Genomic DNA, 23140 nt, shown 5'->3' with positions numbered 1-23140 from the left:
CTCAGGCTCCGGTCTCGACCGGCGTCGCCGGCGTCGGGGCGGGCGCGGCGGCCGGCGGCTTCGCCGCGAGCATGCGCTCGAGCGCGAGCCGCGCCGGCTCCGCGACGTCGGACGGGACCGTGATGCGGTTGACGACGCGCCCCGCGACGAGCTCCTCGAGCACCCAGGCGAGGTAGCCCGGATGGATGCGGTACATCGTCGAGCAGGGGCAGACGACCGGGTCGAGGCAGAAGATCGTGTGCTCGGGGTGCTCGGCGGCGAGGCGCTGCACGAGGTTGATCTCGGTGCCGATCGCGAACGTCGTGCCCGCCGGGGCCGCCGCGATCGCCTTCACGATGAAGTCGGTCGAGCCGGCGGCATCGGCCGCGTCGACGACGGGCATCGGGCACTCGGGGTGCACGATGACCTGCACGCCGGGGTGCGTCGCCCGGGCCTCGGCGATCTGGTCGACCGTGAACCGCTTGTGCACCGAGCAGAAGCCGTGCCAGAGGATGACGCGGGCGTCGGCGAGCTCCTCGGCCGAGGAGCCGCCGAGCGGCTTGCGCGGGTTCCACATCGGCATCTGCGAGAGCGGCACGCCCATCGCCTTCGCGGTGTTGCGGCCGAGGTGCTGGTCGGGGAAGAACAGCACCCGCTGCCCGCGCTCGAACACCTGCTCGAGCACGGTGCGGGCGTTCGACGAGGTGCACACGATGCCGCCGTGGCGGCCGACGAAGCCCTTGAGGGCCGCCGAGGAGTTCATGTACGTCACGGGTACGACGGGCACCCGTCCCGAGGCGTCCTCGACGTCGAGCGGGCCGTAGACCGACTCGAGCTGCTCCCAGCACTCCTCGACGCTCGAGAGGTCGGCCATGTCGGCCATCGAGCAGCCCGCGGCCAGGTTCGGCAGGATGACCGCCTGGTCGGGCCGCGACAGCAGGTCGGCGGTCTCGGCCATGAAGTGCACGCCGCAGAACACGATCGCCTCGGCGTCGGGCCGCGTGAGCGCGGCGTTCGCGAGTTGGAAGGAGTCGCCCACGAAGTCGGCGTGCTGCACGACCTCGTCGCGCTGGTAGAAGTGGCCGAGCACGACGACGCGGTCGCCGAGCGTCGCCTTCGCCGCGCGGATGCGCTCGTGCAGCTCCTCGTCGGAGGCCCGGCGGTACGCCTCGGGAAGGGCGCCCTGGCGCGGCGACCCGGTGGGGATGACGTCGCCCATCGACGCGCCGGGACCGTAGCCGGCGGGGCCCGCGTCGAACTCCCACGGACCCTTCGCGAGCTCGGGCGCGCAGCTGGCTCCCCGGGCGGCACCGGTCGCGATGAGCTGCAGGCTGCGGTCGACGGATGCCGCGCGGCGGGTGTCGGGTGTCGTGATGGTCATGAGGCGGGCCTCTCGCTCTGGAACGGTTCTCGGGCCTCGCCCGTTCGGGGCGAGGCGACGTAGCGGTACAGCTTCGGCGGCCGGTGGGCCGCGCCGGCGAGCAGCTCGCCGGTCTCGCGCAGCCGGCCCGATGCGATCATCGTGCGGCGGAAGTTCGCGGGGTCGAGCGGCCGCTGCAGCACCGCCTCGTACACTTCGCGCAGCTCGGCGAGCGTGAACGTCTCGCCGAGGAACGCGTGCGCGATCTCGGTGTACTCGACCTTCGTGCGGAGCCGCCACAGGGCGTATTCGACGATGCGGTTGTGGTCGAAGGCGAGCCCGGGCAGCGTGTCGGCGGGCACCCAGCGCACGTTCGGTCCCGCGGTGGCGCGGGCCGCCTCGTCGCTCTGCACGAGTGCCCAGTACACGACCGAGACGACCCGGGCGTCGGGGGAGCGGTCGACCTCGCCGAACGTGTAGAGCTGCTCGAGGTACTTGGGCGCGAGTCCGGTGGTCGCCCGCAGGGTGCGGGCGGCGGCGACCTCGAGCTCCTCGTTGACCGGGAGCCATCCGCCCGGCAGTGCCCAGAGCCCGAGCTGCGGTTCGCGGGTACGGCGCACGAGCGGCGTCCACAGCACGGCCCCGCCCGAGGCATCGGGGCGCAGGGCGAAGATCACGGTCGACACGGCGAGGCGCGTCGGAGCGTCGTTCGCGTGGGGCATGCGGTCACTCCCTCCCGGCATCGGCGGGTTCAGGTCAGCATGACTCGAACCCGATTCGACGCCAGCTTACAGTCAATCTGACCAGAAGGCGAACTCGGTGACGCCGCTGACCGCGACTCGGGGTCGGCACTGATGTCCGGCCGGCGCAGCGCGAGCACGATCGAGGCGTCCCATCAACCACCCCACCCAACCCGAAAGGAGGCGCGCCATGAAGAAGGCGTTCCTCGTGACCACCGTCCTGTTCGTCGTCGATGCGATGCTGCAGGTCTACCTCGCCGCGTTCGGCACCTTCGGCATGGAGGCCGGCGACGACGAGGCGTTCGGCCTGCACGCGATCAACGGGCAGATCGTGCTCCGCGTGCTCGCCCTCGCCCTGATCGTCTTCGCCGCGCTCGCGCGAGCCGGCAAGCGCACCGTCTGGATGGCCGTCACGGTCTTCCTGCTGACCGTGCTGCAGCTGCTCATCTTCATCCTGACCGGCGTCATCTTCGGCGTCGGGCCCGAGAGCTCCTCGGTGCCGCTTCCGGCGATCCTCACCGTGAGCCTCCACGGCCTCAACGGCGCGCTCATCATCGTGCTCGGCGTCGCCCTGTTCTTCCGGGCCCGCAAGCTCGTCCGCGAGGGCTCGCCGTCGCAGCCGTCGCTGCCCGCCGCCGACACCGCGACCGAGACCGAGTCCGCGGCCTCGAGCGTCGCTTGACCCGCGGAACCACCACGGCGAGGAGGGATGCCCGATGACCACGGCAGCCCTCCTCGCCCTGTACGGCATCGCGATCATCGCGGCGGCCGGCCTGTGGGCGGCCGCCGCGACGACCGGCGGTCGCGCGCCGCGATGGCTCGCACTCGGCGGATGCCTCGCCGTCGCGCTCGCCGTCGCGCCGGCCGTCGCACTCGCCCTGCGCGACCTCGCGTTCGCCGACGAGAAGCTGTTCGTCGGGCTGCCGCTCGCGGTCGCCGGCTGCGTCGCGGGCGTCATCGGGCTCGCGCGTCGTCGCCGCGACGCCGACGACGTCGCTGCGCGCGTCGCACTGATCGGCGCCGTCATCGCGACCACCGCCGCGGCCGCCGAGACGTGGCTCGTCGGCGGCCCCGTTCGCGTCGTGCCGACGCTCGTGCTGCTCGTCGTCGTCGCGTTCGCGATCGGCACGACCTGGGCCGTCGAGGCCCGGCGCGATCGACGTGCGATCGCCGGCTTCGCCGGACTCGGCGCGATCGCCGTCGCCGGCTCGCTGGGCTGGGTCTGGCTCGCCGACACGGCCTCGCCGACGCTCGAGGCCGCGCCGGGCCACCACGCACTCGCCGCCGGCGCGTCGGACGGCACCGGCGCCGTGGGCGGCGCCCCGGGCGAGGCATCCGTCTCGGTCGCCGACCTGCGCACGCCCGCCGAGCCCGACCGACGCACCGACCGTTTCACGCTCACCGCGAAGCGCTCGCTCGTCGTGCTCGACGACGGTTCGACGGTCGACGCGTGGACGTTCGACGGGCAGGTGCCCGGCCCCGAGCTCCGCGTGCGGCAGGGCGACCTCGTCGAGGTCACCCTGCGCAACGAGAACATCGCCGCCGGCGCCACGCTGCACTGGCACGGCGTCGACGTGCCGAACGGCGAGGACGGCGTCGCGGGCGTCACCCAGGACGCCGTCATGCCCGGCGACTCGTTCGAGTACCGCTTCGTCGCCGACGTACCGGGCACCTACTGGTACCACACGCACCAGGGCTCGGCCGAGGGCGTGCGCAAGGGGCTCTACGGCATGCTCGTCGTCGAACCCGCCGGCGCCGCCGCAGGCTCGGCCGACGGGGCCGGAGACGATGCAGCCGGAGCCGACGGCGCGGCAGCCGACGTGCTCGACGTCGTGGCACCCGTGCACACCTTCGGATCGCACGTCGTCGTCGGCGAGCACGCGCTCGCGCCGTCGCGCACGGTCGCGCCGGGGACCCGCGTGCGCGTGCGCATCGCCGACACCGACCTGGAGCCGCTCGCGGTCCGTCTCGCGGGCGCGCCGTTCCGGGTGGTCGCGGTCGACGGCCGCGACCTGGCCGGGGGCGTCGACGTCGCCGACCGCTCGCTGCGGCTCCCGGCGGGCGGCCGCATCGACCTCGAGTTCACGATGCCCGACGCGCGCGTCGCGCTCGGCATCGATCGCTCGGCCGAGGCCGGCCTCGTCTTCGTCCCCGGCGAGGCGGATGCCGCGGACACGACGTCGGCCGCGAGCGACGCCGACCGTGCGCTGCCCGTGCCGTCGGCCGTGCCCGAGCTCGACCTGCTCGGCTACGGCGAACCCGACCCGGAGGCCGCGCGCCTCGCCGCGACGGCGCCCGACGTCGACGCGAAGCTCGTGCTCGACCGCCTGCCGCGCTTCGTCGGCGGTGCTCCGAGGTACGCGTACACGGTCGACGGCAGGGTGTTCCCGCACATCGACCCGATCGCCGTGCACGAGGGCGACGTCGTGCGCCTCACGATCGTGAACCGCGGCTTCGAACCGCATCCGATGCACGTGCACGGGCACCACGTGCTCGTGCTCTCGCGCGACGGCGTCGCCGCGAGCGGCGCACCGTTGTGGCTCGACTCGGTCGACGTGCGGCCGGGCGAGGTGTGGCAGGTGCTCCTCGTCGCCGACAACCCCGGCATCTGGATGGACCACTGCCACAACCTCGAGCACGCGGCCGAGGGCATGATGATGACGCTCGCCTACGCGGGAGTCACGAGCCCGTTCGAGCACGACGCGCACGGCAACCGCCCGGAGTGAGCGACGCGGGCGGGCTTCGATCGCGAATGCCGCGGCCCGCCGCTCACTCGCCGGGAGCGGAAGTCACTCGCTGGGCGTCGATGCGCTCGCACATCTCCGCTCCCAGCTCGGCCGCGGAGTCGTCGCTCTCGAAGAGCCGCGGCAGCTTGTCGAGACCGGGGTAGTGGCTGCTCGCGGCGGCCCGTTCGCCGGCCGAGTCCTGCCCGCAGTGCGCCGCCGTGCTGAGCGCCTCGGTGAACCGGTCGCGGCTCGCCTTGGAGAGCGCCCAGCCGAGCGGGGGCACCACGGCGGGCTCGGAGGCGGGTGCGACGACCACGACGCCGCCGTCGATGCGGCCCTTCTCGCCGATCAGCGCGTCGACGGCGGCGTGGCATCGGTCGTCGTCCTCGGGGCAGGCTTCGGGAAGGGTGAGCGCGATGCGCTGGATCCAGGCGTCCTGCGCCGTGAGGCGGACGCGGGCGGCGTTGCCGGTGATCGGGGCGAGCGGCTCGGCCTCGGCGCGCGTGACGTCGGTGACGAGGTCGTAGCCCTGCGAGTTGCGGAGATAGAGCAGCACCGGCACGAGTTTCGTGCTCGACGACGACTGCGCGTTCACGTCCTCGAACACCTTCATGAGTGCCGGGGCGATGTCGGCGATCGTCGCGAGCGACGTCGGTTCGACGTACCCGCCGTCGACGAACTGGGCGCCCGCCCGCCCGCCGACCTTGGCGCACGGCCCCGTCCCGGGCATGCTCCCCGTCGGGGTGATGACCGCGAACCGGGCCGACAGCATCGCGGCCGTCGACCAGTCGAGGCCGGCGAGGCACTTCGCGGCGTCCTTCGCGCCCGCGACGCCGGGGAGTTCGCCGAACTGCAGCATCGACGGCAGCCCGCCCGTCCCGTCGCACGGCCCGATGACGGCACCGCCGGCGGGGGCGAGATCCGATGCGGCGCGTTCGGCCGTGACCGGTGCCTGCTGCACGAGCAGCCGGCACTTCGTGACGACGTCGGCCGAGTTCATGAGCAGGGCCCCGGTGCGCGGGTCGATCGTGTTGGAGAACGGCTCGCCGAGCGCCGTGCCCTGCTCCCAGAACGACTCGATGAGCGCCGCCCGGTCGCGCCAGCGCCAGCCGGGGTCGTCCTCGGTGTCCGACGGCGCGAGGTACGACGGCATGTGCACGCCCCACCCGCCCGCCACGGCGTCGCCGACGACGAGGGCGAGCGCCGCGGTCGAGACGGCGCCCGGCGCCGACAGCCGCGCCGCCGAGTCGACGAGGGAGTCGGTGCCGGTCGGGTTCGTGCCCGCCGAGCTCGCGAGGGCGAGCCCGACCGAGCCCCCGCTGATGCCGCTCGCGACGAGTCCCGACTTCGCGGCGCACCCGGGCAGGGCATCGAGCACCGATGCGGTCCAGTAGGCGGCGCGGATGCCTCCGCCTTCGGCGGCGATGAGGAAGACGGGCCTGATGCGCGTGCCGTCCTCGGCCACGTAGACGCACCCGGTGTCGGCGCGCATGGCGCGCAGCTCTGCGGCCAGCGCATCGGCCTTCACGGGATTCGGGTCGGGGTCGTCGTCGGACACGTGCACGCGATGCAGCGCCGTGTCCGACCAGCCCCACGGCACGGCGGAGAGGGCCACGTTCACGGCGAGGGGCATCACGAGCGCGAGCGCGATGACGGGGCTCGCCTTCATGTTGAGCACCCGGAAGGGGAACACGAGCGTGCGCGACTGCAGGATCAGCGTGAACGCCCCGAGCACTGCGACCCATGCCCCGAGGGCGAGGAGGACGACCGCGACGGCGCCGAGCGCCGCCCCGAGCTGAGCCGGCCAGAGCATCGCGGCGACGAGCGCCGCGGAGCCGGAGATCAGGGCGATCCACTCGACGAGCCCGGCGCGCGACACCAGGCCCTCGCCCGCGGGCCGGTGGACCGTCGGATCGAGCCGGCCGATGCGCATCGCCTTCCGGCCGAACGCCGAGCGATCGGCGAACGCGATCACGGCGAAGGGGGCGAGCACCGCGACGCCCGCCGACATGGGCACGAGCGCCCAGCCGAGCAGCCCCGCCGCCGAGCCGCCGAGCACGAGCGGCACGAGGAAGGAACGGACGACGCCGACCGCGCCGACGACGAGCACGACGGCGGCGAGCGAGTCGCCGACGATCCAACTGTCGGCGGCGCGCTCGACCGAGGCGGGGCGCGGCTGCTCCGGTCGCCGGTCGACCCAGCGGGCGCCGAACGCCGCCGACGCCGCGATCGCGAGCTCGATCACGAGCACCGCGATGAAGGTCGGCGGGTGCACGGAGAACCCGCCGTCGGGATCGATCGGGCCGACGATCGCGATGGTCGTGATCGCGAGACCGACCTGCGCGATGGGAGCGATGAGCCAGGGGAGCGCAGCGTCGAACGGCTTCGGGGTCGGCCGGCCGACCCAGCCGTGCACACGGGTCTCGATCATGTACCGGGTGCGGCGCCGGCCGAGCGCCAGCGCGAGGGCGCCGGTGACGAGCATCGCGACGATCGCGGCGAACGCGTGCCATGCGCCGACCGCACCGTCGGCCCATTGGCGCTGCACGTCGGGCAGCTGGTCGAGGAGGTCGGCCGCCGGGATGCAGGCGAGCACGAGGAGCACGACGATCGCGAGGGCGGCGAGCCGGTGCACCCAGATCGCGCGGCCCAGCCGTGCCGTCCGGCTCCCGAGCCATCGGCGGTAGGCCGGGATGCGCAGCACCGCGACCGTGAAGACGACGAACCCGAGCACCTTGAGCGCCGTCGCCCAGACCATGACCGAACCGACCGCGGCGGAAGCGGGTTGCAGGCCGTTCGCGACGGTGATGCCGGCGACGATCTGCAGGACGTCTTCGAGCAGTTCGGCGCCGACGATCGTGAAGAGCGCCACCGTCGGCACGACGCGCACCCCCGCCGGCGCCTTCCGGACGAGGCCGCGCAGGAGCGTGGCGTAGGCCGCGACCATGACGAGGTCGAGCACGGCGGAGAGGATGATCCACCCGCCGAGATCGGCGTGCCAGGGCATGCGGGCCCAGGCGGCCCAGCTGTCGAGCTGGAACGGTCCGAGCGGGCCGAGCAGGAGGTTCAGGGAGTGGCTGTGCCCCTGGTGGTCGGGAACGCTCGCGATCAGTCGATCGAGCTCGGCGAGCGCGACCGCGATGAGCAGCACGGCGGCGAGGAGCGAGAGCGTGCGAGCGGTCCGCTTCCACGTGCCGTCGCCGATGCCGGGCCAAGCGGGGCGCGCCGCCTCGAGGTCGACCTCCGTCCGGTCGCCCTCGATCGTCGCGCGCGCACGTTCCTGCGCCACCAGCATCACCCGCCCAAGCTCGACCGTGCCCTTTGCGATGAGGCTATCGCCCGGCGCCCTCGGCCGTCCGTACCGCGTACGGGGGACGGCGGGGGACAGCATCGGTCGGCTGTGCCCGTCGCTGCTAGGATCTCGGTACAACCTCATACCGGGCCATCGACGCGTCGCGGGAGAGCCGGAGCCTCGTTCAGTTCGATCGAACAGGCCGCCCGGCACCGAAGGAGCAAGCCTCCCTGCCAATCTCTCAGGTCACACACCGCGATGACGAGGCCGCTCTGAAAAGTGCTCCGCGCGGAGCGCGGAGCAGATCGAGCGCCGCCGCAGGCGACGCGTCTCGAGATCTCTGAATTGCGCGCGGGGCCGCCCACGGTGAAAGCGCGTCATCGCGTGAAACTCTCAGGCTCATGACAGAGGGGGAGTTCTCATGCGGCATCCGCCGCACGAATCGCGACCGCGCCGACACCGCCCGTCGGCCAGTCTGGAGAACTCGTGACGAACGACCCCGGTACCACCACCCCCGCCGACGAGCGCCGCAGCCCGCTCGACGCCGTGCACCGCGCGGCGGGCGCGAGCTTCACCGACTTCGCGGGCTGGCAGATGCCGGTGCGCTACTCGTCGGATCTCGCCGAGCACCACGCCGTTCGCACCACGTCGGGCATCTTCGACCTCTCGCACATGGGCGAGATCGTGCTCGTCGGCCCCGAGGCCGCCGCCGCGCTCGACCACGCGCTCGCGGGCAAGCTGTCGGCGATCGAGGTCGGCCAGGCGAAGTACTCGCTCCTGCTCGCCGACGACGGCGGCATCATCGACGACCTCGTCGTCTACCGCACGGGCGACGACCGGTACATGGTCGTCGCGAACGCGTCGAACGCGGCCGTCGTCGCCGATGAGCTGCGCACCCGCGCCGCGGGCTTCGACACGCTCGTCTCCGACGAGAGCGACGACATCGCCCTCGTCGCCCTGCAGGGCCCCGACGCGCGCGCGGTGCTGCTCGAGACGCCGGGCTTCGGCGTCGACGGACCCGGCAACGATGAAGACGACTTCGACGCGCAGATCGCCGCGCTCAAGTACTACCGCGCCTTCCCGGCCACGTTCGAGGGCCAGCCGGTGCTCGTCGCGCGCACCGGCTACACCGGCGAAGACGGTTTCGAGCTCTACGTCGCGCCCGAACTGGCCTCGCGCCTGTGGGACGCGCTCACCGAGACCGGCGGCCCGCGCGTCGTGCCGTGCGGCCTCGCGAGCCGCGACACGCTCCGGCTCGAGGCGGGCATGCCGCTCTACGGCCACGAGCTCAGCCGCGACATCCTGCCCGTGCAGGCCGGCCTCGGCCGGGTCGTCGCCCTTTCGAAGGAGGGCGACTTCGTCGGCCGCGCCGCGATCGAGCAGGGGCCGGCCGACGGCGCCCCCGTGCTCGTCGGCCTCGCCGCGGAGGGTCGCCGTGCCGCCCGCGCCGACTACGAGGTCTACGACGGAGCCGGGCCCGACGCGACCCGCGTCGGCGTCGTCACGAGCGGCGCGCTGTCGCCGACGCTCGGCCACCCCGTCGCGATGGCCTTCGTCGACCCCGCCTCGAGCGAGCAGGGCACCGGCCTCTTCGTCGACGTGCGCGGAACGCGCATCCCCGCCACCGTCGTCGCGCTGCCGTTCTACAAGCGCGCGTCCTGATCCCGGCGCCGCCGGCCCGAGTGGGCGTGCGGCGCAACCCCGAGTCATCCGACACCACAAGGAGCACCCCATGACCGACCTCAACGCCCTCCAGTACACCGAAGAGCACGAGTGGGTCGTCGTCGACGGCGACGTCGCGACGATCGGCATCACCGACTACGCCGCCGAGAAGCTCGGCGACGTCGTCTACGTCGACCTGCCGTCGGCCGGCACCGCGATCACCGAGGGCACCGTCGTCGGCGAGATCGAGTCGACGAAGTCGGTCGGTGAGCTGTTCGCGCCGGTGAACGGCGAGGTCGTCGAGGCGAACCAGGCCGTCATCGACGCGCCCGAGCTCGTCAACAGCGACCCGTTCGGCGAGGGCTGGCTCGTCAAGGTCAAGGTCGGCGACCTGCCGAAGCTGCTCACCCGCGACGAGTACGTCGCCCTCACCGGAGAGTAAGGAACCACCCGGATGACTTCGCCTTCGTCGGCCTTCGATCTCGACGCCTTCGGGCGCCGCCACATCGGCACCACTCCGAGCGACCACTCGCTCATGCTCGCCGAGCTCGGCTACGACTCGCTCGACGCGCTCATGTCGGCGGCGGTGCCGTCGTCGATCCGCATGGGCGAGGTCCTGAACTCGGCCATCCCGGCCGCGGCGACCGAGCGCGACGCGCTCGCCGAGCTCGCGGCGCTCGCCGGCCAGAACACCGTGCGCACGCCCATGATCGGCCTCGGCTACTACGGCACGGTGACGCCCGCGGTGATCCAGCGCAACGTGCTCGAGAACCCGAGCTGGTACACGGCCTACACGCCGTACCAGCCCGAGATCAGCCAGGGCCGCCTCGAGGCGCTCATCAACTTCCAGACGATGGTCGAGAACCTCACCGGCCTCGACATCGCCAACGCGTCGATGCTCGACGAGGGCACCGCGGTCGTCGAGGCCATGCTGCTCGCGCGCCGCGGCTCGAAGTCGACGTCGAACCGCTTCGTCGTCGACGCCGACGCGCTGCCGCAGACGAAGGCGCTGCTCGTCTCGCGCGCCGAGGCGGTCGGCATCGAGCTCCTCGAGGTCGAGCTCTCCGAGGGCACGGACGTCTCCGCCCTCGGCGAGCACTTCGGCATCTTCGTGCAGTACCCGAGCGCCTCGGGGCGCGTCTGGAACCCGGCGGACGTCATCGCCGCGTCGAAGGCGCAGGGCGCGCTCGCCGTGGTCGCCGCCGACCTGCTCGCGCTCGCGCTCATCACGAGCCCGGGCGAGCTCGGCGCCGACGTCGCGGTGGGCACCTCGCAGCGTTTCGGCGTGCCGATGGGCTTCGGCGGTCCGCACGCCGGCTACATGGCGGTGCGCAAGGGCCTCGAGCGGCAGATGCCGGGCCGCCTCGTCGGCGTCTCGCAGGACGCCGCGGGCCACCCCGCGTACCGGCTCAGCCTGCAGGCGCGCGAGCAGCACATCCGCCGCGAGAAGGCCACGTCGAACATCTGCACCGCGCAGGTGCTGCTCGCCGTGATGGCGTCGATGTACGCGGTGTACCACGGGCCGCGCGGCATCCGGGCGATCGCGACCCAGACCGCCGCCAAGGCGAGGCTGCTCGCGGGCTGGCTCGAGGAGCTGGGCCAGCACGTCGCGCACGACGCGTACTTCGACACGCTCGCCGTGCACGTGCCCGGACTCGCGAAGAACGTCGTCGACCGGGGTCGCGACCTCGGCGTGCTGCTCTGGGAGGCCGACGAGGCGACGGTGTACGTCTCCGTCGACGAGACGACGACCCTCGCCGACCTGCACCTCGTCGCACGCGCCTTCGGCGGTCCCGACGAGCGTCCGACGACCGACGCGGCCGCCGAGCGCGTGCCGAGCGAGACGGCGATCCCCGAGGCGCTGCGGCGCACGTCGCCGTACCTCGAGCACCCCGTGTTCAACACGCACCACTCCGAGACGCAGATGATGCGCTACCTCAAGCTGCTCGCCGACCGCGACTACGCGCTCGACCGCGGCATGATCCCGCTCGGCTCGTGCACGATGAAGCTCAACGCCGCCACCGAGATGCAGGCCGTCACCTGGCCCGCATTCGCGAACCTGCACCCGTTCGCGCCCGAGGCCGACGTCGTCGGCTCGCTCGGGCTCGTCGAGCAGCTCGAGTCGTGGCTCGCCGAGGTCACCGGGTACGACACCGTCTCGCTGCAGCCGAACGCCGGCAGCCAGGGCGAGCTCGCGGGGCTGCTCGCGATCCGCGGCTACCACCGCGCGAACGGCGAGGGCGAGCGCGACGTGTGCCTCATCCCGTCGAGCGCGCACGGCACGAACGCGGCCTCGGCCGTGCTCGCCGGCATGCGCGTCGTCGTCGTCGCGACCGACGAGCTCGGCAACGTCGACCTCGACGACCTGCGCGCGAAGATCGCCGAGCACGCGGCATCCATCGCCGCCCTCATGATCACGTACCCGTCGACCCACGGCGTCTACGAGCACGAGGTCAAGTCGATCACCCAGGCGGTGCACGATGCCGGTGGCCAGGTCTACGTCGACGGCGCGAACCTCAACGCCCTGCTCGGCTACTCGCGGTTCGGCGACTTCGGCGGCGACGTCTCGCACCTCAACCTGCACAAGACGTTCTGCATCCCGCACGGCGGCGGCGGCCCCGGCGTCGGTCCGGTCGCGGCGAAGGCGCACCTCGCGCCGTACCTGCCCGGCCACCCGATGGCCCAGCGCGCCGACCACGCCGGCGGCTTCGTGCACGGCGGCGGACCGGTCTCCGCCGCGCCGTACGGCAGCCCGTCGATCCTGCCGATCTCGTGGGCCTACGTGCGCATGATGGGCTCGGAGGGCCTCAAGCAGGCGACCGCCTCGGCGGTGCTCGCGGCGAACTTCGTCGCGTCGCGCCTGCGCGAGCACTTCCCCGTGCTGTACACGGGCGAGAACGGGCTCGTGGCGCACGAGTGCATCCTCGACCTGCGTCCGCTCACGGCCGAGACCGGCGTCACGGTCGACGACGTCGCGAAGCGCCTCATCGACTACGGCTTCCACGCGCCGACCATGTCGTTCCCGGTCGCGGGCACGCTCATGGTCGAGCCCACCGAGTCGGAGGACCTGGCCGAGCTCGAGCGCTTCGTCGAGGCGATGGTCGCGATCAAGGCCGAGGCCGACGCGGTCGGCCGAGGCGAGTGGCCGGCCGACGACAACCCGCTGCGGGGCGCCCCGCACACCGCCGAGTCGGCGATCGCGGGGGAGTGGACCCACCCGTACACCCGCGAGCAGGCCGTGTACCCGGTGCGTTCGCTCGCGCGCAACAAGTACTGGGCTCCGGTGCGCCGCATCGACCAGGCGTACGGCGACCGCAACCTCGTGTGCGCCTGCCCGCCGGTGGAGGCCTTCGCCTAAGCGCCGCATCAAGCGCTGCACCCGCTGCATCCGCGCGGGTGCAGCGCTCGCGCGCGCACGCGCGCGAGTGAGAATCGGTCAGCTCGTGAGCCCGCCCCAGACGGCGCGGGCTCCCGAGTCGCCGATCAGCACGAGCAGCACGAGCGTGCCGACGCCCACGATCACGGATGCCGCGGCGAGTGCGATGCGCACCGCGCGTGCGGCGCCGGGCGAGTCCCGCCGCACGCGTTCGTCCGCGAAGCGGAACCAGGCCCACTGGCCCGCGGCGACGACGAACAGCGCGATCGCCCACGGCAGCAGCATCTCGCCGAACTGCTGGTGCCGGGCGACCGCGGGGATCGGGCCGAGCCGAGCCGCGAGCGAGCGTCCCGCGAGCACGGTGATCGGCACGAGTACGAGCACGATCGCCGCGCCGATCGCGGTGACGACGCCGAGGCGGCGCCTGGCCTGCGGCCAGAACGTGCCGAGCAGCAGTGCGAGTACCGTGAGCGGGGTGAGCACCACCACCGCGTGCACGACGAGCGGATGCAGCGGGAGGCCGGCGACCTGGATGAGGTCGTCGGCGGCGACGGGTGCGGCGAGCGGTGCGACGGCGGTGGGATCCATGCCGAGAACACGTCGTGCGCGGCCGACGGGTTCATCGGTGCGCGCGGTGAACCGATCGGTGCGCGGTCTCGTTCTTCCTGCAGCAGGCAGGAGGTGACGGATGCGACCCGGCGAGGACCCGCTCGACGACGACCACCGGCTGGTCGCGCTCTACGAGGCGCACGGGCCGTCGGTGTGGCGCTACGTCGTGCATCTCACGGGCGACGCCGCCGGCGCCGACGACATCGTGCAGGAGACGCTGCTGCGCGCCTGGCGGACGCCCCGCATCCTCGCCCAGGAGCCGGCGTCGACCAGGTCGTGGATGATCACGGTCGCCCGCAACCTCGTCATCGACGAGGCGCGCAGCGCACGACGCCGACACGAGGTCGGCGTCGCCGAGGCTCCCGAGACGCCGGAGCCGACGGGGCGCGATGCGACCGACGCACTGTTCGAGAGCCTCCTGATCGAGGAGGCCCTCGTGACCCTGTCGCTCGAGCACCGGGCGGTCATCGTGCACGCGTACTACGGCGGATGCAGCGTGGCCGAGGTCGCCCGGCGCCTCGGCATCCCGGAGGGTACGGTGAAGTCCCGCCTGCACTACGGGCTTCGGGCGCTGCGCCTCGCGCTGCAGGAGAAGGGGGTGACGCGATGAACCCGGATCACGAGCGCTTCGCGGACTGGGACTCCGCGTACGTGCTCGGCGCGCTCTCGCCCGCCGAGCGCGCCGAGTACGAGCAGCACCTCGAGTCGTGCGAGCAATGCCGGCGAGCGGTCGCCGAGCTCGCGCCGATGCCGGGTCTGCTCGCACGCCTCTCGCCCGACCGGGCCGGGGCGCTGCTCGACGACGGCCCCGGCGGCCTCGCGGCATCCGGCCCCCGCGACGACCTCCTCGACGTCGTCCGGCTCGAGGACCGCCGCAGGCGGCGCCGCCGCGCCCGCACGTGGTGGCTCGCGTCGGCGGCCGCGGCCGTCGTGCTCGTCGCGGCGATCGCGGTTCCGGTCGCCCTCACCCGCGCACCGGCCCCGTCGGAGTCGGTCGCGTTCGAACCCGTCGCCGAGGTTCCGCTCGTCGCGACGGCGAAGCTCACGCAGGTCGCGTGGGGCACGAGGATCGAGCTCGACTGCCGCTACGCGGAGACCGAGGCGTCGGGCGGTTCGACCGATCGCTGGCCGTACGCCCTCGTCGTCGTCGGCCGCGACGGCGAACGGGCCGACGTCTCGAGCTGGCAGGCGAGCCCGGGTGCCGACGCCCGGCTGTCGGCGGGCGCCGCGCTCGACCTCGACGAGATCGCCTCGCTCGAGATCCGGGCGATCGGGAGCGGCGACGTGCTCATGCGCGGCGCCGTCGAGTGAGCCCGGCGCTCGAGTGCGGCCGGTGCTCGAGTGCGGCCGGCGCTCGAGTGCGCCGGTGCGCGAGCGCGGACGGCGCCGTGGTGAACCGTTCCCGGCTCCGTCTCGTGCTCAGGGGAGAGCCGCGTCAGCGGCCGATCGGATGAGAGAGGGACTCCGCATGGAACTGCGCATCGTGACCGCAATCGCCGCCGTCGGCCTCGTCGCCGCCCTGGCCGGATGCACGGGTTCGGGCTCCGACTCGGGCGGGTCGATGTACGGCGGCGACGCCACTCCGGCCCAGACCGAGACGGAGGCGCCCGACACCGGGGCGGCCTCGTCGGGGGCCGCGCTCGCGACCGCCGACTCCTCGCTCGGCGAGATCGTCGTCGACGGGAAGGGCATGACCGTCTACATGTTCGACACCGACACGCAGGGCGGTGACTCGAGCAGCTGCGAAGGGCAGTGCGCGACGAACTGGCCGGCGGTGACGACCGACTCGGCGACGCCCGAGGTCGAGGGCGTCACGGGCGAGGTCGGCACCATCACGGGTGTCGACGGCTCCACGCAGGTGACGCTGAACGGGTGGCCGCTCTACACGTACGCGGGCGACGGCGCCGCGGGTGACGTGAACGGCCAGGGCGTCGGCGGCGTCTGGTGGGTGCTGAGCCCGGCGGGCGACAAGATCAGCGGCTGAGCCGTGCTCACGCGGGGCGCGGCGCCAGGTGGCGACCGCGCTCCGTGAGTTCGCGCCCCGCGCGGGCGGACGGCGCGGCGGCGGCGCGTCGTGCGGCGACGCGCCGCTCGGCGGCTCGCACCTCGGCCTCGGTCGCCCCGTGGCGACGGTCGGTCGCGCGGGCGGCGAGGCGGCCGGCGGCGAAGGCTGCGGCGATGCTCATGGTTCTCGGTTCCTCTCTCGGGCCGGCTGCGCCGGCGGGAGCCCCGTGCCGGGGCGTTCGCCCATGCTCGTCGGCAGCGCGACCCGGCGGATCAGTGCCCTCCCGAACGCGGGCCCCGGGAGTACACTGAGAATCTCTCGGACCTCTCGTTTCGGGCGGCCCGCGAAGGACTCGCACGGGGAGGTGCGGCATGCCGGGCATCGACGTCATCGCAGGCATCGCGATCATCGCGACCTTCGTCATCGTGAGCGTCGCGACGGCCGACACGGCCGGAATCGAACAGCGCATCCGTCGCCGCGGCAGCGTCGGCGAGTCGGCGGAGGCCATGCGTCATGCGCAGGACGTGATGGACTACGCGCGCGGCGGCTACCTCGGCGTCGTGTGCACGCCGTCCCGTCGCATGAGCCTGTCCGGCGACCTCGAGTCCGAGTCGACGCCGTCGCCGCGCGAGCGGACGACGCAGCGGGCGGAGGCCGTCGTCGACGCGCCCGTCGTCGTCGCCGAGGCGCCTCCCGGCCCGACGGGCCGGCACCTCGCCCCGAGGCGCGCAGCGGCGCGCAGGCGGCTCGCCGGAGGCATCCGCGCCCTGATCGTCACGCGGCGTCGCGCACACGGCGCGCGCCCGGTGCTCAGGCGGGCGGAGCGAAGAGCCCCGGCCACCACGCGACCGCCAGGGGATACCCGATGAACGACGCCATGTCGAGCACCCAGTGCGCGACGACGAGCGGCATCGTGCGTCCCCAGCGCGTGTAGCACCAGCCGAACACGATGCCCATCGCGACGTTGCCCGCGAACGGGCCGAAGCCCTGGTAGAGGTGGTACGTGCCGCGCAGGAGCGCGCTCGAGACGATCGTCGCCCACGGGCCGACGCCGAGTTCGCGCAGCCTCGTGAACAGGTAGCCGACGACGATGACCTCCTCGGTGAGCGCGGCCTTGAGGGCGGCCAGCACGAGGATGGGCACCGTCCACCAGTGCGTGTCGAGCGGTGACGGCACGACCGTGACGGTGATGCCCGCCGCCCGGCCGAGGGCGTAGAGCGCGAGGCCGGGCACGCCGATCACGAGCACGAGCGCGAGACCGGATGCCGCGTCCCGCCCGGGCCGCGTGAGGTCGAAGCCGATCCGGCGGAACCCGCTGCGGGTCGGCTGCCACAGCAGGTACAGCGCGAGCGCGACGACGAACAGCCCGAAGAACACGTCGAGGAACTGGTACGTGAAGTCGAGCCACTCGCGGCTCGAACGCGACTGGTTGATGGCGGCCGACTGCTTCGCGAGGGGGGTCTCGTCGGTCATGCGGGCGACGATCGACACGATCGAGTAGACCGCTGACGCCCCGAGCGAGAGCCCGAGCACGATCGCGATCTCGACCCGCAGACGGAACGCCCAACGGGCGCGGAGACCACGAACCTTGGGTTCGCCTGCATGCGGGCTGTGCAGTGGTCGTGCATCCGACATGCCGTAATCATCGCACGGGCGGTCGTCGCGCAACGATCGTGCGTGATCGTGGCGGAATATGCCGCCTCCCCGGTCGCTAGGTTGCGCCTCGGTAACGGTTTCCGTCTCGACTTTGCATCTCAGGGAACGATTCGTAGTCTGGCACCACGAAGCGCACAGCCCGGCCAAGAGCCGTGCCGTTCCGCGCACATCTCACAGGAGGAACATTGAAGAACAAGAGAATCGGCGCTGCCGCCATTGCTCTTGCTGCTGCCGGCGCACTGGTGCTCACCGGCTGCACGAGCGGCGGCGGGGGCGAGTCCACCGAGGCCGCCGGCGACCCGACCGCGATCATCACGACGAACGGCTCCGAGCCCCAGAACCCGCTGATCCCGACGAACACCACCGAGACCGGTGGCGGCAAGATCGTCACCTCGATCTTCTCGGGCCTCGTGTCGTACACGGCTGAGGGCGAGATCGAGAACGACGCCGCCGAGTCGATCGAGTCCGACGACAAGCAGCACTGGACCGTCACCCTGAAGGACGGCCTGAAGTTCACCGACGGCACCGACGTCACCGCGCAGTCGTTCGTCGACGCCTGGAACTACGGCGCGAAGTTCAGCAACGCGCAGAGCGCTTCGTACTTCTTCGACGACATCCAGGGCTTCAGCTACACCGAGGACTCGGAGCTGACCGGCCTCAAGGTCGTCGACGACAAGACCTTCACGGTCGACCTCGTCGCGCCCGAGGCCGACTGGCCGCTGCGCCTCGGCTACTCGGCCTACTACCCGCTCCCCGCGTCGGCGTTCGACGACATGGAGGCCTTCGGCGAGCACCCGATCGGCAACGGTCCGTACATGCTCGACGGTGACGACGCCTGGACCCACGAGGAGAACATCAAGCTCGTCACGAACCCCGACTACGACGGTGTTCGCAAGGCCAAGAACGGCGGTCTGACGATCGTCTTCTACGCCTCGCAGGACGCGGCCTACGCCGACGTGCAGGCCGGCAACCTCGACGTGCTCGACGCTGTGCCCGACTCGGCGTTCGCGACCTACGAGGACGAGTTCGGCGACCGTGCGGTCAACCAGCCGGCTGCCATCTTCCAGGGCTTCAACATGCCGTACTACCTCGAGCACTGGAGCGGTGACGAGGGCAAGCTCCGTCGCGCCGCCATCTCGATGGCGATCAACCGCGACGAGATCACCGACGTGATCTTCCAGGGCACCCGCACCCCGGCCAGCGACTTCACCTCGCCGGTCATCGCGGGCTGGTCGGACAGCCTCGAGGGCGCCGACGTGCTCCAGTACAACCCGGAGGAGGCCAAGAAGCTCTGGGCCGAGGCCGACAAGATCTCGCCCTACGGCGAGACGGTCTTCGACATCGCGTACAACGCCGACGGCGGCCACCAGGCCTGGGTCGACGCGGTCGTGAACTCGATCTCCAACACCCTCGGCATCCAGGCCGTGGGCAAGCCGTACCCGACGTTCGCCGCGGCCCTCGACGACCGCGAGAACAAGAAGCTGACCGGTGGCACGCGCGCCGGCTGGCAGGGCGACTACCCCTCGATGTACAACTTCCTGGCGCCGCTGTACCAGACCGGTGCCGGGTCGAACTACGAGGGCTACTCGAGCGAGGAGTTCGACGGTCTCCTGAAGGAGGGCGCCACCGCCGCGACGCCCGAGGACGCCACGGCGACCTACCAGAAGGCTGAAGAGGTCCTCCTGCAGGACCTGCCCGCCATCCCGCTGTGGTACTCGAACGTGACCGGCGTTTCGGCCGACACGGTCGACAACGTGGAGTTCGGCTGGGACTCGGTTCCGCTGTACCACGAGATCACCAAGGCGCAGGGTTAAGACGACACCTCGTCTATAATCCCGTCTAGCATGATGTCCGGGGCGTCGCCGCCCCGGACATCATGCTGATATCCGAACAACTCTGTGATTGCGGCCCAAAATGCTCTCAGCACTAGACACTGAGGAGCGCTGATGCTCTGGTACACCGGAAAGCGACTCCTCCAAATCATCCCCGTGCTCCTCGGAGCCACCTTCCTCATCTACTTCATGGTCTTCTCCATGCCAGGAGACCCGATCGCGGCGCTCTTCGGCGACCGGCCACCGGCGCCCGGTGTGATCGAACAGCTCCGCGAGCAGTACCACCTGAACGAACCGTTCATCGTGCAGTACTTCTACTACCTCGCCGGCATCTTCCAGGGTGACTTCGGCGTCACCTACTCGGGACAGCCGGTCAGCGAAGTCCTGGCGCGCACCTTCCCCGTGACGATCCGCCTGGCGCTCCTCGCGATCTTCTTCGAGATGGTCGCCGGCATCGCCGTCGGCCTCATCAGCGGTCTGCGCAAGGGCGGCATCTTCGACGCGACCGGCCTCGGCGTGAGCCTCGTGCTCATCTCGCTGCCGATCTTCGTGCTCGGCTTCGTCGCGCAGTACTTCATGGGCATCCAGTGGGGCTGGTTCAGCCCGACGGTGGGCGCCGGCGCTCCGACCGAAGACCTGATCCTGCCCGCCATCGTGCTGGCGACGATCAGCTTCGCGCAGATCTCGCGACTGACGCGCTCGTCGGTCATCGAGACGCAGGGGCTCGACTTCGTGCGCACCGCGTACAGCAAGGGCCTCTCGGGTCGTCGCATCGTGCCCGTGCACATCCTGCGCAACTCGCTGATCCCGGTCGTCACCTACCTCGGCACCGACTTCGGCACGCTGCTCGTCGGCGCGACGGTCACGGAGGGCATCTTCAACGTGCCGGGTGTGGGCCGCACGCTCTACCAGGCGGTCATCCGAGGAGAAGGGCCCACCGTCGTGTCCTTCGTCACGATCATGGTGCTCCTGTACCTCATCGTGAACCTCCTCATCGACCTTCTCTACGCCGTGCTCGACCCGAGGATCCGCTATGCCTGACCAGTCTTCATCGAAGCTCCCCATCGAGCACTACGTCGCCCCGCTGGAGGAGACGCCGCTCAGCGCCATCGACTCGGTCAAGACCGAGGGCAAGCCGTCGAACCTCTGGATCGACGCGTGGGCCGACCTGCGTCGCCGACCGATGTTCTGGATCTCCTCCGTGCTGATCCTCATCATCGTGTTCATCGCGCTGTTCCCCGGCCTGTTCACCTCGGTCGACCCGAGCCACGGCTGCCAGCTCGCCAACAGCAACGGCGCGCCCGAGGCCGGGCACCCGCTCGGGTTCACCCGCCAGGGTTGCGACGTGTGGTCGCGAATCGTGCACGGCGCCGGCACCTCGCTGTCGGTCGGCATCATCGTGACGATCCTCGTGTTCACCCTCGGCGTGATCTTCGGCGCCTTCGCGGGCTACTACGGCGGATGGACCGACGGCATCCTCTCGCGCGTCGGCGACATCTTCTTCTCGATCCCCTACATCCTCGCGGCCGTCGTGATCATGTCGGTGCTCGCGAACTACCGCAACGTGTGGGTCATCTCGCTCGCGATCGGTATCTTCGCGTGGCCGGCGACAGCCCGCGTGCTGAGGTCCGAGATCCTGCGGGTCAAGAACTCCGACTTCGTCACCGCCGCCACGGCGATCGGCGTCTCGCGGTTCAAGATCCTCTGGGCCCACGTCGTGCCGAACTCGATCGCCCCCGTGATCGTCATCGCGACGATCTCGCTCGCCGGTGCGATCGTCGCCGAGGCGACCCTGTCGTTCCTCGGTGTCGGCCTGCCGACGAACATCATGTCCTGGGGCAACGACATCGCCCAGGCGCAGACGACGCTCCGCACCGCTCCGCAGGTGCTGATCTACCCGTCGATCGCGCTTTCCCTGACCGTGTTCTCGTTCATCATGCTCGGTGAAGTCGTGCGAGACGCACTCGACCCGAAGGCGAGGGCACAGCGATGAGCACCCCCCTGCTGCAAGTCAAAGACCTCAAGGTCGCTTTCCGCACCCAGAACGGCGTCGTCGAGGCCGTGCGCGGTGTGAGCTTCAACCTCGACCGGGGCTCGAGCCTCGCGATCGTGGGCGAATCGGGCTCGGGCAAGTCGACGACCGCCCACGCGATCATCAACCTGCTGCCCGGCACGGGTCACATCGCCGGCGGGCAGATCCTGCTCGACGGCGAAGACCTCGCCAAGGCCTCGCAGAAGGAGATGGAGCAGATCCGCGGTCGCAAGATCGGCTTCGTCCCCCAGGACCCGATGTCGAACCTGAACCCCGTGTGGTCGATCGGCTTCCAGGTCGAGGAGGCGATCCGTGCGAACGGCATCGCCAGCGGCCGCAAGGAGGTCAAGGCCCGCGCGATCCAGGTGCTGAAGGAGGCCGGCCTGCAAGACGCCGACCGGCGCCTCAAGCAGTACCCGCACCAGTTCTCGGGCGGCATGCGCCAGCGCGTGCTCATCGGCATGGGCCTCGCGGCGAACCCGCAGCTGCTCATCGCCGACGAGCCCACCTCGGCGCTCGACGTCACGGTGCAGCGCGTCATCCTCGACCACCTCGAGTCGCTGACCCGCGAGCTCGGCACGACCCTGCTGTTCATCACGCACGACCTCGGCCTCGCGGCCGAGCGTGCCGAGCAGCTGCTCGTCATGTACAAGGGCCAGGTCGTCGAGGCGGGCCCGTCGCGCGAGATCCTGCAGAACCCGCAGCACCCGTACACGCAGCGCCTCGTCGCCGCGGCGCCGAGCCTCGCCTCGCGTCGAATCCAGGCGACCGGCAGCATCTCGGCGGCCGAGACGGCCATCGCGAGCGACGCGTCGTCGGCGGCGGGCGAGGCGATCGACCTCATCGCGACCGCCGAGGCGCGCGCGGAGGCCCTCGAGGCCGCTGCCGCGCAGCCGCCGGCGATCGTGGTCGAGAACCTCACCAAGGTGTTCAAGATCCGCGGCTCCGGTGACTTCACCGCGGTCGACGGCGTCTCGTTCCAGATCCCCAAGGGCACCACCATGGCGCTCGTGGGCGAGTCGGGCTCGGGCAAGTCGACCGTCGCGAAGATGCTGCTGAAGCTCGAAGAGGCGACGAGCGGCAAGATCGTGGTCGGCGGAAGGGACCTCGCCGCGACGAAGGGCAAGGAGCTCTTCGAGCTCCGCAGCCGCATGCAGCCGGTCTTCCAGGACCCGTACGGTTCGCTGAACCCGCTGCGCAACATCGGCAACACGATCGCCGAGCCGCTGCAGACGCACAAGGTCGGCACGGCGAAGTCGCGCCGCGAGCGCGTCTTCGAGCTGCTCGACCAGGTCGCGCTGCCGCGCACGCTCGTGAGCCGGTACCCGAACGAGCTGTCGGGCGGCCAGCGCCAGCGCATCGCCATCGCGCGCGCACTCGCGCTGAAGCCCGAGATCGTGATCCTCGACGAGGCGGTCTCGGCGCTCGACGTGCTCGTGCAGGCGCAGATCCTCCGCCTCCTCGCGGAGCTCCAGTCCGAGCTCAACCTCACGTACCTCTTCATCACCCACGACCTCGCGGTCGTGCGCGTCATCGCCGACCACGTCAGCGTGATGCAGAAGGGTCGCATCGTCGAGGCCGCGACGACCGACGAGGTCTTCGGCAACCCGAAGGAGCAGTACACGCGCGACCTGCTCGCCGCCATCCCCGGCGCGAACATCGAGCTGGGAGCGTAAGGCCGCCACGCGGCATCCGCACCGCCCTGAAAGCGCTCGAACGCCCGGCATCCGACCTCGGATGCCGGGCGTTCGGCATTCACACGGCTGCGCACGGTAGGCTGACATGGCGCGAACCGTCGATCCACGGTCGTCCGCGCTCCCACAGACTCCCATCCAGCGCATCCGCGCGGCCCGGGCGAGCCCGTTTCCGGG

Annotated in this window: 19 protein-coding genes and 1 riboswitch; of the genes, 13 read left to right on the top strand and 6 right to left on the bottom strand. The window is 71.6% G+C overall.

Annotation, left to right across the window (positions count from 1 at the left end):
• Position 1: 1 nt before the first annotated feature.
• Both nadA and AC3RJ6_RS17895 read right to left on the bottom strand, forming a co-directional pair.
• The gene (gene nadA / locus AC3RJ6_RS17900; RefSeq protein ID WP_491428486.1) at positions 2-1360 is read right to left on the bottom strand and encodes a quinolinate synthase NadA; all 1359 of its coding nucleotides are present in this window, start codon (positions 1358-1360) and stop codon (positions 2-4) included.
• The gene (locus AC3RJ6_RS17895) at positions 1357-2061 is read right to left on the bottom strand and encodes an NUDIX hydrolase (protein WP_491428485.1); all 705 of its coding nucleotides are present in this window, start codon (positions 2059-2061) and stop codon (positions 1357-1359) included. Before AC3RJ6_RS17895 ends, nadA begins: the two co-directional genes overlap by 4 nt.
• Positions 2062-2269: 208 nt before the next feature.
• Here AC3RJ6_RS17895 and AC3RJ6_RS17890 point away from each other — a divergent pair, with 208 nt between their 5' ends.
• Positions 2270-2761, top strand: a complete 492-nt coding sequence (locus tag AC3RJ6_RS17890; protein WP_491428484.1) for a DUF6220 domain-containing protein — start codon at positions 2270-2272, stop codon at positions 2759-2761.
• 34 nt (positions 2762-2795) lie between these two features.
• Complete coding sequence (locus AC3RJ6_RS17885) at positions 2796-4805, top strand: multicopper oxidase family protein (RefSeq protein WP_491428483.1); 2010 nt, start codon at positions 2796-2798, stop codon at positions 4803-4805.
• A 43-nt stretch (positions 4806-4848) separates the two neighbouring features.
• Here AC3RJ6_RS17885 and AC3RJ6_RS17880 read toward each other — a convergent pair whose 3' ends face one another.
• Entirely contained in the window at positions 4849-8094 is a 3246-nt protein-coding gene (locus tag AC3RJ6_RS17880; protein WP_491428482.1) for a hypothetical protein, read from the bottom strand.
• A 157-nt stretch (positions 8095-8251) separates the two neighbouring features.
• A riboswitch (glycine riboswitch) is annotated at positions 8252-8363 on the top strand.
• 220 nt (positions 8364-8583) lie between these two features.
• Here AC3RJ6_RS17880 and gcvT point away from each other — a divergent pair.
• From gcvT to gcvP, 3 genes are all read left to right on the top strand, one after another.
• Positions 8584-9759 (top strand): glycine cleavage system aminomethyltransferase GcvT, encoded by a 1176-nt coding sequence (gene gcvT / locus AC3RJ6_RS17875; RefSeq protein ID WP_491428481.1) that lies wholly within the window; start codon positions 8584-8586, stop codon positions 9757-9759.
• A 70-nt stretch (positions 9760-9829) separates the two neighbouring features.
• Complete coding sequence (gcvH, locus tag AC3RJ6_RS17870; protein ID WP_491428480.1) at positions 9830-10201, top strand: glycine cleavage system protein GcvH; 372 nt, start codon at positions 9830-9832, stop codon at positions 10199-10201.
• A 12-nt stretch (positions 10202-10213) separates the two neighbouring features.
• Positions 10214-13117: an aminomethyl-transferring glycine dehydrogenase gene (gene gcvP / locus AC3RJ6_RS17865; protein WP_491428479.1), complete on the top strand. Its 2904-nt coding sequence runs from the start codon at positions 10214-10216 to the stop codon at positions 13115-13117.
• 78 nt (positions 13118-13195) lie between these two features.
• Here gcvP and AC3RJ6_RS17860 read toward each other — a convergent pair whose 3' ends face one another.
• Entirely contained in the window at positions 13196-13723 is a 528-nt protein-coding gene (locus tag AC3RJ6_RS17860) for a DUF2231 domain-containing protein (protein WP_491428478.1), read from the bottom strand.
• Between the two features lie 100 nt (positions 13724-13823).
• Between AC3RJ6_RS17860 and AC3RJ6_RS17855 the strand changes: the two genes are divergently transcribed.
• The 3 genes from AC3RJ6_RS17855 to AC3RJ6_RS17845 all read left to right on the top strand — a co-directional run bounded on the left by AC3RJ6_RS17855 (position 13824) and on the right by AC3RJ6_RS17845 (position 15728).
• Complete coding sequence (locus AC3RJ6_RS17855; protein ID WP_491428477.1) at positions 13824-14354, top strand: sigma-70 family RNA polymerase sigma factor; 531 nt, start codon at positions 13824-13826, stop codon at positions 14352-14354.
• On the top strand, positions 14351-15055 hold the full coding sequence (locus AC3RJ6_RS17850) for an anti-sigma factor family protein (RefSeq protein ID WP_491428476.1): 705 nt from the start codon (positions 14351-14353) through the stop codon (positions 15053-15055). Before AC3RJ6_RS17855 ends, AC3RJ6_RS17850 begins: the two co-directional genes overlap by 4 nt.
• Positions 15056-15212: 157 nt before the next feature.
• Positions 15213-15728, top strand: coding sequence for a COG4315 family predicted lipoprotein (locus tag AC3RJ6_RS17845; RefSeq protein ID WP_491428475.1), 516 nt, complete (start codon positions 15213-15215; stop codon positions 15726-15728).
• A gap of 7 nt (positions 15729-15735) precedes the next feature.
• Here AC3RJ6_RS17845 and AC3RJ6_RS17840 read toward each other — a convergent pair whose 3' ends face one another.
• The gene (locus AC3RJ6_RS17840; protein ID WP_491428474.1) at positions 15736-15930 is read right to left on the bottom strand and encodes a hypothetical protein; all 195 of its coding nucleotides are present in this window, start codon (positions 15928-15930) and stop codon (positions 15736-15738) included.
• Positions 15931-16120: 190 nt separating this feature from the next.
• Here AC3RJ6_RS17840 and AC3RJ6_RS17835 point away from each other — a divergent pair, with 190 nt between their 5' ends.
• On the top strand, positions 16121-16618 hold the full coding sequence (locus AC3RJ6_RS17835; RefSeq protein ID WP_491428473.1) for a hypothetical protein: 498 nt from the start codon (positions 16121-16123) through the stop codon (positions 16616-16618).
• On the opposite strand, the gene AC3RJ6_RS17830 is transcribed toward AC3RJ6_RS17835, so the two are convergent.
• The gene (locus AC3RJ6_RS17830; RefSeq protein ID WP_491428472.1) at positions 16560-17384 is read right to left on the bottom strand and encodes a CPBP family intramembrane glutamic endopeptidase; all 825 of its coding nucleotides are present in this window, start codon (positions 17382-17384) and stop codon (positions 16560-16562) included. The two genes, AC3RJ6_RS17835 and AC3RJ6_RS17830, sit on opposite strands and share 59 nt — an antisense overlap.
• A 206-nt stretch (positions 17385-17590) precedes the next feature.
• Here AC3RJ6_RS17830 and AC3RJ6_RS17825 point away from each other — a divergent pair, with 206 nt between their 5' ends.
• The 4 genes from AC3RJ6_RS17825 (at position 17591) to AC3RJ6_RS17810 (ending at position 22945) form a co-directional block, all read left to right on the top strand.
• Positions 17591-19219, top strand: coding sequence for a peptide ABC transporter substrate-binding protein (locus AC3RJ6_RS17825; protein ID WP_491428471.1), 1629 nt, complete (start codon positions 17591-17593; stop codon positions 19217-19219).
• A 132-nt stretch (positions 19220-19351) separates the two neighbouring features.
• The gene (locus tag AC3RJ6_RS17820) at positions 19352-20278 is read left to right on the top strand and encodes an ABC transporter permease (RefSeq protein ID WP_491428470.1); all 927 of its coding nucleotides are present in this window, start codon (positions 19352-19354) and stop codon (positions 20276-20278) included.
• Entirely contained in the window at positions 20271-21230 is a 960-nt protein-coding gene (locus AC3RJ6_RS17815) for an ABC transporter permease (RefSeq protein WP_491428469.1), read from the top strand. The genes AC3RJ6_RS17820 and AC3RJ6_RS17815 overlap by 8 nt, the downstream gene beginning before the upstream one ends.
• The gene (locus AC3RJ6_RS17810) at positions 21227-22945 is read left to right on the top strand and encodes a dipeptide ABC transporter ATP-binding protein (RefSeq protein WP_491428468.1); all 1719 of its coding nucleotides are present in this window, start codon (positions 21227-21229) and stop codon (positions 22943-22945) included. Before AC3RJ6_RS17815 ends, AC3RJ6_RS17810 begins: the two co-directional genes overlap by 4 nt.
• Positions 22946-23140 lie beyond the last annotated feature (195 nt).

It is taken from the genome of Agromyces cucurbitae (genome assembly GCF_058349945.1).
Note: the sequence above shows the minus strand (reverse complement) of the source record. Positions and strands in the feature narration are given on the sequence as shown.